Source organism: Microcella sp. (genome assembly GCF_046296455.1).
In the GTDB taxonomy this organism is placed as follows: domain Bacteria; phylum Actinomycetota; class Actinomycetes; order Actinomycetales; family Microbacteriaceae; genus Microcella.
Window position 1 is genome coordinate 73,246 of record NZ_JBKBLF010000009.1, and the last position, 13,433, is coordinate 86,678.

Below are 13,433 nucleotides of genomic sequence, written 5' to 3' on the forward strand. Positions count from 1 at the left end.
GTCGCGCTGCGGCGCGGTGCGCTATCGAACGCGGATCCCCCCGCGCTGCCACATCGTGACGGCAGCGACGCGGGGGTTCGCGTTCTCACCCGTGTCGAGGCCGAGGGCCACGAACAGCCGGTTGAGCATGGTCTCGACCGCACGCACGGTCGTGCCTCGGGCCTCGGCGAGCGCTCGGGTCGACGCGCCCTCGGCGAGCATGCGCAGCACCTCGGCCTGCGCCGCGGTCACGGTCGGTACGCCGTCGTCGGCCCGCACGTCGTCGTCGAGCTCGATCTCCTCGGACTGTCCGCGAATCGCGCGGTGCACGGCCTCGGCGAGGTCGTCGATGCGGCCGAGCTGCGATTTGACGAGGTACACCGCCCCGGGCGGGATCTTCTCGGGGTTCGCGACGGCGAGCTCGGGCGAGCGATGCGAGGTCAGAACGACGAGCCCCACCCACGGAAACTCCTGGGCCACCTGCTGCAGCAACTCAGACCCCGTCTCGACCGTGCCGAAGTTCAAGTCGCTCACGACGGCGTGCGGGTCAACGGCGCGCACGGCCTCGAGCGCTTGCGACACCGATGTGGCCGCCGTCACCGAGAAGCCCTTCGCCTCGAGTCCACCGCTCACCAGAGAGAGGGTGAAGGCGTCGTCGTCGGCGATCACCACGCGCAACTGGCGCGCCTCGGCGTCGGTCATGAGCCCTCCTGATCGGTCGAACGGTGCTCGAGCAGGGTATCTCTCACGGTCGTCAGCAGCAGGCTCGTTGTGTAGGGCTTGGCGATGAAGCGCGCGATGCCCATGCCCACCGACCGCTCGCCCGAGCCACCCGAGTTGAGCCCGCTCGCAGCGATGATCGGGATGCTCGGGTGGTGCTCTTCGAGGTAGGCGCTCGTCGCCGCGCCATCCATGACAGGCATCATCATGTCGGTGAGCACCAGGTCGACGCGCTCCCCGCCGTGCTCGATGATGTCGATCGCTTCGCGCCCGTTCGCGGCGGTGAGGGTGCGGTACCCGTGCACCTCGAGCGTGCGGCTCGTGACCGTGCGGATGGTCTCTTCGTCGTCGATGACGAGCACGAGCTCGCCCTCACCGCGGGGCATGGCCGAGCGCGACGCGGGGGCCGCGGGTTGCCCCGCCGCGCCATCGGCGGCGACCGGCAGCCCCATGATGAACCGCGTGCCGTGCTCGGGCTCGCTGTAGACCTGCATGAAGCCGCCATGGCTGCGCATGATGCTGAGCGAGGTCGCGAGGCCGAGACCCGTTCCCCTTCCCGGAGACTTCGTGGTGAAGAAGGGTTCGAAGATCTTCGCCGCGACCTCTGCGGGCATGCCGTGCCCGTCGTCCTCCACGGCGATCGCGATGTACGAACCGGCAGCCGCGGCGTGGCTGACCGACGTGTACTCGTCGACGATGTCGAGCACCTCGGCCGAGATGCGCAGCCGTCCGCTCGTGCCCATCGCATCCTTCGCGTTCGTCACGAGGTTGATGAGCACCTGCAGCAGCTGGGTCGGGTCGCCGATCGTGCCCGGCAACGGCGCCACTCGGTCGACGTCGAGGGTGACGCCGCGCGGCAGCGCGTCGCGCGCGAAGGCCAGCAGGTCGTCGAGCAGGCGGTCGACGTCGACCGCGATGCGACGCCCCTCGACCCCCCGCGCGAACGACAGCACCTGCCGCACCATCTCGGCGCCGCGCTTGACGGCGGTCTCCATCGACGCGAGCATCTCGGCGCGCTCAGGGTCGGTCTCGTCACTTTCGAGCAGCTGCACCGACATGAGGATCGGTGTGAGCACATTGTTGAGGTCGTGCGCGATCCCGCCTGCGAGGGTGCCGAGGCTCTCGAGGCGCTGCGCGCGCTGGCGGGCCTCCTGCTCGGCTCGGTACTCGGTGATATCGGTGTTGATCGCGAAGATCGCGCGCGGGGCCCCATCGTCGTCGGTGAGCAGCTGCCACCGGCAGTCGACGACCACCGATCGCCCGTTCTTGTCACGCTGCTCGACCTCGTCAGCGAAATAGCCGTCACGCAGCACCTGCTCGGTCGCGTGTTCGAGCACACCCAAGTCGGCGTAGATGAGGTCGCCGACCCACTGGCCCTCCGCCTCGGCCGCTGTCCAGCCGTACAGGCGCGTCGCCGCGGCGTTCCAGTACTGCACCCGGTTGTCGAGGTCGCGCACGATCATCGCATCGCTCGCGCTGTCGAGCAGGGCGGCCTGCTGCGCGATCTTGCGCTGCGATGCGAGGGCCTCGGCCCGAATCGCCTCTTCGTCGGTGACATCGCGAAAGTACACGGCGACGCCCCGCTCGGTGGGGTACGCCGTGCTCTCGAACCAGCGGCCGAAGGGAACGAACAGGGCGCGGTGCACGACCCGCTCTCTGCTCTGGATCGCCTGCTCGAATGAGGAGCGGAATCCTGCGTCTGCGGCGGCGGGGAAGAGCTGCCAGATGACCGCTCCGACCATCGCGTCGACCGTCGATCGCGACATCTCCGCCCCGCGCTCGTTGACGTAGGTGATGGTCCACTCGTGGTCGAGGAAGAAGATGCCGTCGGTGATCGCGTTGAGCGTTCCGGCGAGGCGTGCTTCGAGCTCGCGCTCGCGCTCGCGTGCCGACACGGTGTCAGAGATGTCGCAGATCGCCCCGCGCGCCGCGATGACAACCCCCTGCGCGTCGACCACCGCCTCGCCGACCGTGCGGATCGTGAGGCGCTCGCCGCTCGTCGTGATCATCGTGCTCTCGATGTCGAACGAGTCGCCGGTGGCGAGGCACCGCTCGAGCTCGCCCGCGACCCGCTCGCGCTCGTCGTCGGGGTGCAGGGCCCACGCCGCCGCCGTGAGGTCGGGAGTGTCGTCGGGGAGGCCGAGCATCGTGCGCGCATCCTTCGAGAGCGAGACCTGCCGCGTCGACGCGTCGACCGACCAGCCCCCGAACCGCGCGAGTCGCCCCGCGAGGCGCAGCAGGTCTTCACCCTGCCGGGCCTCGGCGTCGTCACGGTCGGACGCGGTGATGTCGACGGCCGTTCCGAGCACCGCGACGACCTCGCCGTCAAGGCGGATCGGCACCTGGGTCACCTCGGCGACGAAAGGCTCGCCGTCCGAGCGCGTGCCGGAGCCCCGATAGCGCGCGGCCGTGCCCGACCGCGCGCTGCGGAACGCCTCAAGGATGCGCTCCGGATCGGTCGATCGCGCTGAGAGCTCGAAGCGGTGCCCGATCAGCGTGCACTCGTCGACCCGCAGTGCTGCGCACAGCGTCTCGTTGGCCATGAGGAACACGCCCTCGCGGTCGAGCACGAAGATCGAGTCGGGGCTGTCGTGGGCCGTGATGCGCAGGACGCGCACGACGTCGTCGAGCGTCAGAACCGCGGCCGTCGACTCGCTCATTGGCTGCCGGCCGCTCCGGTGAGCAGGCGCTGCACGCGCGCGAGCAGGTCGTCCAGGTCGATGGGCTTGCGGGCGAAGTCGCACGCGGGCCCCGTGAGGTCGTCGGGAGGGGCCGCCTCGCCGCTCAGCACGAGCACGGGCAAGTCGGGCAGGCGGTCGCGCAACGACCCGAGGGTCTCGTGCACGGTGCCGCCCGGCATATTGATGTCGAGCACGACCAGATCGGGGGTGTGCGTCGCTGCGGCATCGAGCACCTCGACGGCGTCACGCGCTTCGACGACCGCGTACCCGGCACGGGTGAGCGCCAGCCGCAAGACCCCGCGCACGAGCGCGTCGTCATCGGCGATCAGCACTGATGCCGTCGACCCTTCGGGCGTGGTCATGCCAGAAGTGTAGGCCTGCCGGTTCGCCCGGCACAGGGCCGGGAGCCCCCGAATGGTCCCCCTTTAGGGGGACGCCGGCTGACCGACGCCGGCGGCGATCTGGCTGAGATCGCGCGAGACGGCGCGCAAGTGGTCGAGCACCGAGTCGGCGAGAAACTGCGACTGCTGCGCGTCGGTGTCGCCCGATGCGTGAAAGTTGAGCGCCATGATGCACGCGGCGATGCGCCCTTGCACGGGCCCGTGCATGAGCTCAGACAAGCGGTGCCGCTCGCCCTCGATCACGTGGGCATTGTGCTGCCGCAGCCGCTCGAGCTCGTCGAGCCGGGCGGCGAGGCGCTCGTCGGCCTCGACGTTGGCGTCGGCGAGCACGAGCGTCGAGAGGTACGTCGCACTCGCGATCGTCAGCCCGATTGCGAGCAGCGGAACGAGCAGCAGGCCGTGCCAGGTGATGGGGTCGATGCCGCTGTTGAGCATAAGGTAGGTCGCGACGAAGATTCCGAGCAGCGCGGCGATCGCCGTCGTGCGCTGGCCGTTCGCCTCGAGTGCCTCGGGCCGCACGGCAGCGACCGTCGCGGGCACGACGCCCATGACCACAGCGGCGGCGGTCGTCGAGACCACCACCTCGATCGCGGCGAGCGGGCCGAAGAGCCGCCACGCGTCGAAGACGACGAGCACGATCGTGGCGAGGCCCACCAGGGCGGCGGTCTGCCAGGGGCGACGCGGGGGTACCTCGAGGGCGCGGCGCAGGGTCGCCCGCGGGGGCGGCACCGGCGTCGCCGAGGAGTGCGCCGAGTCGAGCAGGTCGCTCGCATCGTCGTGCAGTTGCGAGAGCCGCATGCTGAGCTCGGCGACCGATGCGCGATCGAGTGCCGCCCGATTGGCCTCGAGGCTGTCCTCCAGGTCGTCGAGTGCGGGCAGGATCGACTCGGCGATCGCGTGCCGCAGCTGCTGCTGCACCTCGGCGGCGCTCGAGCCGGGGTGCGGCCGCTCGCGATCGAGCTCGAACTCGGCGACGTCGAGCGCCCCGAGCAGCAGCCGTCGGCGCTCGAACTGGGCGATCGCGTAGACGAGCGGCGGCACCCACACGATGCTCACGACGCTCCAGACGAGCGTGCGCGTCACGAACTCGGGGTCGACCCCCGCCACCTGCTCGGCGATCGCGCCGGCGACGATGCCGCGCAGCCCCGCGCCGAGCGCCCAGATCGCGAGGATGGTCGGTACGGGGACGATCGTGTGCACGCGTCGCGCGATGGCGCCGCCGACCATGATGACGAGACCCGTCACGATGTGCTGGGCGAGCGCCGAGACGAGCGGCCACCACCACTCGGGAAACGGTGTGACGGTCTCGCGCAGCAGCACGATCAGCGTGCTCGGAGGCAGAAAGGCGACGAGCAGCATCCAATGCGCTGCCCAGGGGCCGCCGAGGGCCTCACGAACTGTCATCGCCGGGTCGCCGCCTCTGCCTCTGCCGAGCGGGCGCTGCAGCCCGGGAACGGTCTTCATTGTCGCTTAACCGACGACGGTCGTTCCTGGTCCCACCCGAAGAGACCTGGAACGACCGTTCATCTCAGTCGCTCAGAATCGACCCGAACGATTCTGAACTCCCGGATCTGTCGCGAGCCCCCGGTGATCCCCCGATCACCACTCGCCGTGTTCCGTGTCTGAATCATGCTCCGGCCTCATGCGGCGTGCAACCGCCCGCCCGGCCGCATGTTCGCATAGCGAACGGGCCCGGGGCGGGGTGCGGCGCACCTAGAATCGACGCGGGGTCGCGAACGGCGGCCGAGAGAGGGCGGTCGACGTGCGGATGGTGAGCAGAGCATCCGTCGCCCCCCGACGACGAGCGCTCGTCGTCGTCGCGCCCCTCATCGCGATCGCGGTGCTGACCGGATGCGCGCCGACGGCGCCGCTACCGGTGCCCACCGCGGGCCCCGTCGAGACCGCTCAGCCGAGCCCCACCCCGACCCCCGACCCCCAGCTGGTCGAGGGGGGTACGGCCGGGCAGAACCGCCCCTACTTCGAGTTCGTGCTGCGCGCCCTGCTCGACGAGTCGCCGCAGGCGCCGACCTCGGCCCTCGTGGGCGCGCTCGTCGACGCCGGTTTCGACAAGTCCGCCATGCAGGCGACGGTCACGACGACCCCCACGGGCGCGCGTGCCGACTCGATCCTGGTGTCGGTGCGCATCGGCGATCAGTGCCTCATCGGGCAGGCGGCGAACGGCGGTCTGGCCACCGAGCTGACCGATGTGCTCGGCTCGGGGGCGTGCCTCGTGGGCCGCACCGCCTCTCTAGACTGAGGGGCATGGCAGAGTTCATCTACACCATGGTCCGCGCCCGCAAGGCGGTCGGCGACAAGCTCATCCTCGATGACGTCACGATGTCGTTCTTCCCCGGCGCGAAGATCGGTATGGTCGGCCCGAACGGCGCCGGCAAGTCGACGATCATCAAGATCATGGCGGGCCTCGACACGCCCTCGAACGGCGAGGCGCGGCTGAGCCCCGGCTACACCGTCGGCATCCTCATGCAGGAGCCCGAGCTCGACGAGACGAAGACGGTGCTCGAGAACGTGCAAGATGGCGTGCGCGAGCTCGCCGACAAGCTGCACCGCTTTAACGAGATCTCGCTCGCGATGGCCGACCCCGACGCCGACTTCGACGCCCTGCTGGCCGAGATGGGCAGGCTGCAGGAAGAGCTCGACGCGCAGAACGGCTGGGACCTCGACTCGCAGCTGGAGCAGGCGATGGATGCCCTGCGGTGCCCGCCCGGAGACGAGATGGTGACCCACCTCTCAGGCGGTGAGAAGCGCCGCGTGGCGCTGTGCAAGCTGCTGCTCGAGAAGCCCGACCTGCTGCTGCTCGACGAGCCCACCAACCACCTCGACGCCGAGAGCGTGCTGTGGCTCGAGCAGCACCTGCAGAAGTACCCCGGCGCCGTCATCGCCATCACGCACGACCGGTATTTTCTCGACCACGTCGCCGAGTGGATCGCCGAGGTCGACCGCGGTCGCCTCTACCCCTACGAGGGCAACTACTCGACCTACCTCGAGAAGAAGGCCGCCCGGCTCGAGGTGCAGGGCAAGAAAGACGCGAAGCTCGCCAAGCGCCTCGAGAGCGAGCTCGAGTGGGTGCGCTCGAACGCGAAGGGCCGTCAGGCCAAGTCGAAGGCCCGTCTCGCGCGCTACGAAGAGATGGCGTCAGAGGCCGAGAAGACGCGCAAGCTCGACTTCGAAGAGATCGTCATTCCCGTCGGCCCGCGCCTGGGCTCGCAGGTGATCGAGGCGACGAAGCTCAAGAAGGGCTTCGGCGATCGCGTGCTCATCGACGGCCTGTCGTTCACGCTGCCGCGCAACGGCATCGTCGGCATCATCGGCCCCAACGGCGTCGGCAAGACGACCCTCTTCAAGACCATCGTGGGGCTCGAAGAGCTCGACGCCGGCACGCTCAAGATCGGCGAGACGGTCGACATCTCGTACGTCGACCAGAGCCGCGGCGGCATCGACCCCAACAAGACGCTGTGGGAGGTCGTGAGCGACGGCCTCGACTACATCCAGGTCGGCAAGACCGAGATCCCCTCGCGGGCCTACGTCTCGCAGTTCGGCTTCAAGGGCCCCGATCAGCAGAAGAAGGCCGGCGTGCTCTCGGGTGGTGAGCGCAACCGCCTCAACCTCGCGCTCACCCTCAAGCAGGGCGGCAACCTGCTGCTGCTCGACGAGCCCACCAACGACCTCGACGTCGAGACGCTCGGCAGCCTCGAGAACGCGCTGCTCGAGTACCCCGGCTGTGCCGTGGTCATCACGCACGACCGGTGGTTCCTCGACCGCATCGCCACGCATATTCTCGCCTACGAGGGCACCGAGGCGAACCCCTCCTACTGGCACTGGTTCGAGGGCAACTTCGAGGCCTACGAGGCGAACAAGATCGAGCGCCTCGGCCCGGAGGCGGCCAAGCCGCACCGCTCGGCGTACCGCAAGCTCACGCGCGACTGAGCCGCGGTGGCGAGCGCCTGATGACCCGGTTGCACGTCGCGATACCCCTGCGGTGGAGCGACCTCGATGCCTACGCGCACGTCAACAACGCGCGCATGTTCACGCTGCTCGAAGAGGCGCGCATCGCGGCGTTCTGGGGCGGCGGTGCGAACGGGGTGCCGACCGCGGTGCTGTCGACGGGGCCGGGCGCCGACTCGATCACGCTCATCGCCGGGCAGCAGATCGAGTACCGCGCGCAGATCCCCTTCCATCGCGAACCGCTCGATGTCGAGCTGTGGATCGGCAAGCTCGGGGGCGCGAGCCTGCAGGTCTGCTACGAGGTCTACAGCCCTGCCGGGCATGAGCCGCGCACGCTCTACGTGCGCGCCGCCACGACGATCGTGCTCGCCGACCGCGCGTCAGGGGCGCCCCGTCGCATCGACGACGACGAGCGCGCGGCGTGGCTGCCGTTCATCGAGGACCCGCTGGTCTTTCGGCAGCAGTAGCAGCGGCCGTCACGCCTCGGGGATGCGCACCATTCCTTCTTGCGCGACGCTCGCGACGAGCATGCCGTCGCGCGTGAAGATGCGCCCCTGCGAGAGCCCCCGGCCGCCTTGCGCGGTGGAGGATTCCTGCACGTACAGCAGCCAGTCGTCGACGCGCGCGAAGCGGTGCCACCACATCGCGTGGTCGAGGCTCGCCATCTTGAGCCCCGGCGTCGCCCACGTCGCCCCGTGGCGGCGCAGGATAGGCTCGAGAATGGTGTAGTCGCTCGCGTAGGCGAGCGCCGCGCGGTGCAGGTTCTCGTCGTCGGGCAGCGGCGACGTCGTGCGGAACCAGACCGCCTGGTGCGCCACTGCCTCGGGCCCGGGCGCGAAGTAGATGGGGTCGTCGACGTGCCGCAGGTCGAAGGGCCGGCTGTGCGCCCAGTACTGCGCCACGGGGTGGTCGATCGGGCCGAGGATCTCGCGGGCGCTCGGCAGCTCGTCGGGGTCGGGGATTCCGGACGGCATCGTCGCCTGGTGCTCGAGGCCGGGGTCGACGTCTTGAAAGCTCGCGATCATCGAGAGGATCGGCTCGCCGTTCTGGTAGGCCTGCGTGCGCCGCGTCGAGAACGAGCGGCCGTCGTGGATGCGGTCGACCGAGAAGGTGATCGCCTGCTCGTCGTCGCCGGGCCGCAAGAAGTACCCGTGCATCGAGTGGATGAACCGGTCGGCCTCGACCGTCCGCATCGCCGCGAGCACCGCCTGCGCGGCGACCTGGCCGCCAAAGACGCGCCGCTGCGGGGTCCAGAGGCTCGGCGCCGTGAAGATGTCTTCGCGCGTGCGGGCCTCGGTGTCGGTGAGCGTCAAGGCGGCCAGCATGTCGGCAACAGGGTTGCCGACCATGGGCTCAGTGGCAACGGGGTCACGAGGCGTATCGGTCACCCGCGTAGTCTAGAGAGCGATGAACGCGTCGTTCACCCTCTCCTCCCTCCCCGCCGCGCACGACCTCTCGGTGCTGCTCGGGCGCGCCCTGCGCCTCGACGAGGCCGGGGCCGTGCGGCTGATTGCCGACAGCGGCGTGCTCGCCGTGTATGTCGCCGTCATCACGCCGAAGGGCCTGCTCGACCGGGGGCCCACCGTGCTCGGGTTGCGCACGCTCGCACTGGCCGAGGGTTCGTTCGACGCCGTGGTGCCCATCCGGTCGCTGCAGGCGAGGGTGGATGCCGCGCTCGCGGCCGTCGCGCCGGGCGCCGAGCCGGCGACCCCGGTCGCGATCGGACTGCCGACCGCCGTGAGCACCATCGTGTGGGCGGGCATCTCGCCCCCGCGCGGAGGCTGGCAGCGCATGTCGCCGCTTGTGCCGACCGGTTTCGCGGCCGCGGCCCGCGCGGGCATCGACGAGGTCGCCACGGCGATTCCGGCGGGCACGGGCGAGCAGATCGTGCACCGCGTGCGCAGCGAGGTGTGGGGCCGCCCGCTGCCCGAGGCGGAGCACCTGCCGGCCGGCACGGCCTTCGCGCTCGAGAGCCTCGGGTTTCTCGGTGACGACCTCGTGCAGCAGTTCGCGACCGGCCCGTGGATTCGCCTGAGCACCGCGCGCGGGCACGTGCTCGTCAAGCAGAGCGCTTGGTCGCTGGGCGGTTAGCCGCGCGCGATCGCGCGGCCCGCGCGCAGGCCCGTGTGCAGGCACCCGCCGAGAAAGGTGCCCTCAAGCGAGCGGTAGCCGTGCACGCCCCCACCGCCGAAGCCGGCGGCCTCGCCGATGGCGTACAGCCCCTCGATCGGCGAGCCCGACGCATCGAGCGCGCGGCTGTCGAGGTCGGTCTGGATGCCGCCGAGGCTCTTGCGGGTCAGCACGTGCAGCCGCACGGCGATGAGCGGGCCGTGCTTCGGGTCGGTCAACCGGTGCGGCGGCGCGACGCGGATGAGTTTGTCGCCCCGGTACTTCCGTGCGCCGCGGATGGCGGTGAGTTGGGCGTCTTTGCCGAACTCGTTGTCGAGCATGCGGTCGCGCGCGGCGATCTCGTCGCGCACGCGGGCGACGTCGAGCGGGGCATCCGGTTCGAGCGCCGCCATTCGCGCGACGAGTTCGTCAACCGAGTTGGCGACGATGAAGTCGGCACCGTCGCGCTTGAAGCGCTCGACGGGTTCGGTCGCCCCCTTGCCGAGCCGCTGGCGCAGCAGCTCGCGCACGCTGCGGCCCGTGATGTCGGGGTTCTGCTCGCTGCCGCTGAGCGCGAACTCCTTCTCGATGATCGACTGCGTCGTCACGAACCAGCTGTGGTCGTGGCCCGTCGTGCGCAGGTGGGCGAGCGTGCCGAGCGTGTCGAAGCCGGGGAAGAGCGGCGTGGGCAGGCGGCGGCCGGTCGCGTCGAGCCACAGGCTCGAGGGGCCGGGCAGGATGCGGATGCCGTGCTTCGCCCACACCGGCGAGTGGTTCTGGATGCCCTCGACGTAGTGCCACATGCGGTCGCCGTTGATCAGGCGCGCGTTCGCAGCCTCGGCGATGCCGAGCCCGCGGCCGTCGACGTGCGCGGGCACGCCGCTCACCATGTGCTGCGGGGGAGTGCCGAGCCGCTCGGGCCAGGCGGCCCGCACGAGGTCGTGGTTGCCGCCGATGCCGCCCGTGGCCATGACGACCGCGCTCGCCTCGAGGGCGAACTCGCCGACCTCGTCGCGGGTCGACGGCGCGCCCCGCTGCGCGTCGTCGGGGGCGAGGATGCTGCCACTGACGCCGACCACCCGCCCGTCGGTGACGGTCAGGGCGTCGACCCGGTGACGGAAGAGCAGGGTGACGAGGCCGGCATCCACCCCGCGGCGCACCGTGGCGATGAAGGGCTCGAGAATCGCCGGGCCCGTGCCCCACACGATGTGGAAGCGCGGCACCGAGTTGCCGTGCCGCGTCGCTGTGTCGCCGCCGCGCTCGGCCCAGCCGACGACCGGGAACAGCCCGATGCCCTTCTGCTTCAGCCACGCGCGCTTCTCACCCGCGGCCCACTCGAGGTACGCATCCGCCCAGACCCGCGCCTGATCGTCTTCGGGCCGGTCGAACCCGGCGGTGCCCGCCCAGTCCTGCCGAGCAAGATCGATCGAATCGTGGATGCCCATCCGCCGCTGCTCGGGGCTGTCGACGAGGAACAGCCCGCCGAACGACCACCACGCCTGACCGCCGAACGTGGCCTCGGGCTCTTGGTCGACGATCGTGATGCGCTTGCCCGCGTCGACCAGTTCGGCGGCGGCGACGAGCCCGGCAAGGCCCGCCCCGACGATGATGGCGTCGCACTCCGTTGTGCTCACCGGTGCACCGCCTAGCTAAGGGGGATGGTCGAGATGACCGAGACTGCCTGCTGCACGATCGATACCGCCACCGCGATGCCGACGACGAAGCCCCCGACGATGATGCCGATCGTGGCCCACATCACCGAGAGCCCGGTGCCGGTGCGCCGGTGCGCGACGACGGCACGGCCGATCGTGTAGACGGCGAAACTGACGGCGAAGGTCAAAAAGATCCAGGCCCAGTGGAAGGGCTGCGGCACGCCGCGGCGCTGCAGCTCGCGCCAGTCGAGGTAGGCGAACCAGATCATCAGGCCCACCCCCGCCCAGCCGAGCACGAAGAGCGCGATGTAGGCGGGCGAGAACAGCAGAGCGCTGGCGCTGAGGCCGGTCGGGTCAGCGATGCTCGCCTCGATGTACGACGTCCAGTCGATGAAGAAGATCGGCAGGGTCTGCACGATCGGGATGACCAGGATCGCCCAGATCCACGGCGTGCTGGGGTCGGTGCCCGGCGGGGCCTTCAGCTCGGCGGCCGGGGTGGCGCGCGAGTACGGGTCGGGCTGGGCTGCGGGGTCGGTCATGGGGTCTCCTCGAACGTGTTGACCATGGCGAAGGCGGCGCGCTCCAGATAATCCCACAGCGTGGCCTCGAGCAGCGGAGGGAGCGCGAGGCTGAGCACGGCGGCGCGCATATGGCCCAGCCAGCGGTCGCGGGCATCCGGATTCACGTGGAAGGGGTTGTGGCGCATGCGCAGTCGGGGGTGCCCGCGCTGCTCGCTGTACGTGCCGGGGCCGCCCCAGTACTGCTCGAGGAAGGCCGTGAGGCGCCAGATGGCGCCCTCCATGTCCTCCTCCGGGTACATGGGCTTGAGCACCGGGTCGGCCGCGACGCCCTCGTAGAACCGGCGCACGAGTCGCTCGAAGGTCTCGTGCCCGCCTACCTGCTCGTAGAACGTCGGCGCCTCGGTCACAGGTCGCTGTCTTCCGGCGGCGTGACGGGTCGGCGGCTGCCGCGCGTGGCCTCGCGGGCGTCGATGCCGTCCATGACGATGCGGTTGAGCGAGGGCACGGCGACGCCGAGCCCGTCGAGCGCAAGCTTGAGCCGAAGCCGCAGGGCGCGTGCGATGTCGAACTGGTCGGCGGTGCGCACCTTCATGACGAGGCGGATGACCAGGGCCTCGGCCGAGATCGACTCGATGCCCCAGATCTCGGGCGGTTCGAGCACCTTGCGCTTGTACTCGGGTTCGGCGGCCATGGCGTTCGCCGTGGCGAGCATGACCTCTTGCACCTCGTCGACGTTCGAGGTGTAGGGCGCCGGCAGATCGATGATGACGCGAGCCCAGCCCTGCGACTTGTTGCCGACGTTGATGATCTCGCCGTTGCGCACGTACCAGAGCACCCCGCCCACGTCGCGCACCTGCGTGACGCGCACCCCGACGATCTCGACCACGCCCCCCACCGGCCCCTGCGTCGACTGCAGCTCGACGATGTCGCCAACCCCGAGCTGGTCTTCGAAGACCATGAAGAGGCCGTTGAGCATGTCTTTGACGACGTTCTGGGCACCGAAGCCGAGTGCGGCACCCAGGATGCCCGCCGAGGCGATGAGCGCCGTGACCGAGAAGTTCAGCTCACCGAGCACGAGCACGAACGCCACGGCCACGATCGACCACGTGACGAGGTTGTTGAGCACCGTGCCCATCGTGCGCGTTCGCTGCACGACGCGCACGGCGTGCAGCGGCGAGGCGCTCAGCTCGACCGTGTCGTCGACGTTCTGCGCCTTCTTCACTCCCGACACGACTCGGTCGACGACCCGGCGGATGATGACGACCAGCACCCACCGCAGCACGACCGCGCCGACGATGACGCCGACGATGCGGAACGGCGCCTCGTAGGTGGTCAAGAAGTCGGTGATGCCGCGCCACGCGGCCTCCCAGTCCACGCCCGTGCCTTCGCCCGTGCTCGCCGTCATCG

The 13,433-nt window shown here is 70.2% G+C and carries 13 protein-coding genes; 4 read left to right on the forward strand and 9 right to left on the reverse strand.

Going from position 1 to position 13,433, the window contains the following annotated elements; all coding sequences use genetic code 11:
* Positions 1 to 21: 21 nt before the first annotated feature.
* From ACK4HH_RS06615 to ACK4HH_RS06630, 4 genes are all read right to left on the reverse strand, one after another.
* Positions 22 to 681 (reverse strand): response regulator, encoded by a 660-nt coding sequence (locus ACK4HH_RS06615; protein WP_409649807.1) that lies wholly within the window; start codon positions 679 to 681, stop codon positions 22 to 24.
* Positions 678 to 3,359: a PAS domain S-box protein gene (locus ACK4HH_RS06620; protein ID WP_409649809.1), complete on the reverse strand. Its 2,682-nt coding sequence runs from the start codon at positions 3,357 to 3,359 to the stop codon at positions 678 to 680. Before ACK4HH_RS06620 ends, ACK4HH_RS06615 begins: the two co-directional genes overlap by 4 nt.
* On the reverse strand, positions 3,356 to 3,742 hold the full coding sequence (locus ACK4HH_RS06625; protein ID WP_409649811.1) for a response regulator transcription factor: 387 nt from the start codon (positions 3,740 to 3,742) through the stop codon (positions 3,356 to 3,358). Before ACK4HH_RS06625 ends, ACK4HH_RS06620 begins: the two co-directional genes overlap by 4 nt.
* 63 nt (positions 3,743 to 3,805) lie before the next feature.
* The gene (locus ACK4HH_RS06630) at positions 3,806 to 5,185 is read right to left on the reverse strand and encodes a hypothetical protein (protein ID WP_409649814.1); all 1,380 of its coding nucleotides are present in this window, start codon (positions 5,183 to 5,185) and stop codon (positions 3,806 to 3,808) included.
* Between the two features lie 367 nt (positions 5,186 to 5,552).
* Between ACK4HH_RS06630 and ACK4HH_RS06635 the strand changes: the two genes are divergently transcribed.
* The 3 genes from ACK4HH_RS06635 to ACK4HH_RS06645 are packed head-to-tail and all read left to right on the forward strand — an operon-like array spanning position 5,553 to position 8,211.
* Positions 5,553 to 6,038 carry a DUF6993 domain-containing protein gene (locus tag ACK4HH_RS06635; RefSeq protein WP_409649816.1) on the forward strand — a complete coding sequence of 162 codons (486 nt, stop codon included), beginning with the start codon at positions 5,553 to 5,555 and terminating at the stop codon, positions 6,036 to 6,038.
* Positions 6,039 to 6,043: 5 nt separating this feature from the next.
* Complete coding sequence (ettA, locus tag ACK4HH_RS06640; RefSeq protein ID WP_409649819.1) at positions 6,044 to 7,726, forward strand: energy-dependent translational throttle protein EttA; 1,683 nt, start codon at positions 6,044 to 6,046, stop codon at positions 7,724 to 7,726.
* A gap of 20 nt (positions 7,727 to 7,746) precedes the next feature.
* The gene (locus ACK4HH_RS06645) at positions 7,747 to 8,211 is read left to right on the forward strand and encodes an acyl-CoA thioesterase (protein ID WP_409649822.1); all 465 of its coding nucleotides are present in this window, start codon (positions 7,747 to 7,749) and stop codon (positions 8,209 to 8,211) included.
* A 9-nt stretch (positions 8,212 to 8,220) separates the two neighbouring features.
* Here ACK4HH_RS06645 and ACK4HH_RS06650 read toward each other — a convergent pair whose 3' ends face one another.
* Positions 8,221 to 9,093 (reverse strand): acyl-CoA thioesterase, encoded by an 873-nt coding sequence (locus ACK4HH_RS06650; RefSeq protein WP_409649871.1) that lies wholly within the window; start codon positions 9,091 to 9,093, stop codon positions 8,221 to 8,223.
* A 58-nt stretch (positions 9,094 to 9,151) separates the two neighbouring features.
* Here ACK4HH_RS06650 and ACK4HH_RS06655 point away from each other — a divergent pair, with 58 nt between their 5' ends.
* Entirely contained in the window at positions 9,152 to 9,835 is a 684-nt protein-coding gene (locus ACK4HH_RS06655) for a hypothetical protein (protein WP_409649825.1), read from the forward strand.
* Here the strand turns inward: ACK4HH_RS06655 and ACK4HH_RS06660 are convergent.
* From ACK4HH_RS06660 to ACK4HH_RS06675, 4 genes are read right to left on the reverse strand one after another with little or no spacing between them, the layout of a single operon-like run.
* On the reverse strand, positions 9,832 to 11,487 hold the full coding sequence (locus ACK4HH_RS06660; RefSeq protein WP_409649827.1) for an FAD-binding dehydrogenase: 1,656 nt from the start codon (positions 11,485 to 11,487) through the stop codon (positions 9,832 to 9,834). The two genes, ACK4HH_RS06655 and ACK4HH_RS06660, sit on opposite strands and share 4 nt — an antisense overlap.
* An 11-nt stretch (positions 11,488 to 11,498) precedes the next feature.
* Complete coding sequence (locus tag ACK4HH_RS06665) at positions 11,499 to 12,044, reverse strand: hypothetical protein (RefSeq protein ID WP_409649830.1); 546 nt, start codon at positions 12,042 to 12,044, stop codon at positions 11,499 to 11,501.
* Positions 12,041 to 12,433 (reverse strand): globin, encoded by a 393-nt coding sequence (locus ACK4HH_RS06670; protein WP_409649833.1) that lies wholly within the window; start codon positions 12,431 to 12,433, stop codon positions 12,041 to 12,043. Before ACK4HH_RS06670 ends, ACK4HH_RS06665 begins: the two co-directional genes overlap by 4 nt.
* Entirely contained in the window at positions 12,430 to 13,431 is a 1,002-nt protein-coding gene (locus ACK4HH_RS06675) for a mechanosensitive ion channel family protein (protein ID WP_409649836.1), read from the reverse strand. The genes ACK4HH_RS06670 and ACK4HH_RS06675 overlap by 4 nt, the downstream gene beginning before the upstream one ends.
* Positions 13,432 to 13,433: the final 2 nt, after the last annotated feature.

Excerpts from the sequence above, each read along its gene's own strand:
- ACK4HH_RS06615 (WP_409649807.1), bottom strand. The coding sequence starts at position 681 with ATGACCGACGCCGAGGCGCGCCAGTTGCGCGTGGTGATCGCCGACGAC.
- ACK4HH_RS06620 (WP_409649809.1), bottom strand. The coding sequence starts at position 3,359 with ATGAGCGAGTCGACGGCCGCGGTTCTGACGCTCGACGACGTCGTGCGC.
- ACK4HH_RS06625 (WP_409649811.1), bottom strand. The coding sequence starts at position 3,742 with ATGACCACGCCCGAAGGGTCGACGGCATCAGTGCTGATCGCCGATGAC.
- ACK4HH_RS06630 (WP_409649814.1), bottom strand. The coding sequence starts at position 5,185 with ATGACAGTTCGTGAGGCCCTCGGCGGCCCCTGGGCAGCGCATTGGATG.
- ettA (WP_409649819.1), top strand. The coding sequence starts at position 6,044 with ATGGCAGAGTTCATCTACACCATGGTCCGCGCCCGCAAGGCGGTCGGC.
- ACK4HH_RS06645 (WP_409649822.1), top strand. The coding sequence starts at position 7,747 with ATGACCCGGTTGCACGTCGCGATACCCCTGCGGTGGAGCGACCTCGAT.
- ACK4HH_RS06650 (WP_409649871.1), bottom strand. The coding sequence starts at position 9,093 with ATGGTCGGCAACCCTGTTGCCGACATGCTGGCCGCCTTGACGCTCACC.
- ACK4HH_RS06655 (WP_409649825.1), top strand. The coding sequence starts at position 9,152 with ATGAACGCGTCGTTCACCCTCTCCTCCCTCCCCGCCGCGCACGACCTC.
- ACK4HH_RS06665 (WP_409649830.1), bottom strand. The coding sequence starts at position 12,044 with ATGACCGACCCCGCAGCCCAGCCCGACCCGTACTCGCGCGCCACCCCG.
- ACK4HH_RS06675 (WP_409649836.1), bottom strand. The coding sequence starts at position 13,431 with ATGACGGCGAGCACGGGCGAAGGCACGGGCGTGGACTGGGAGGCCGCG.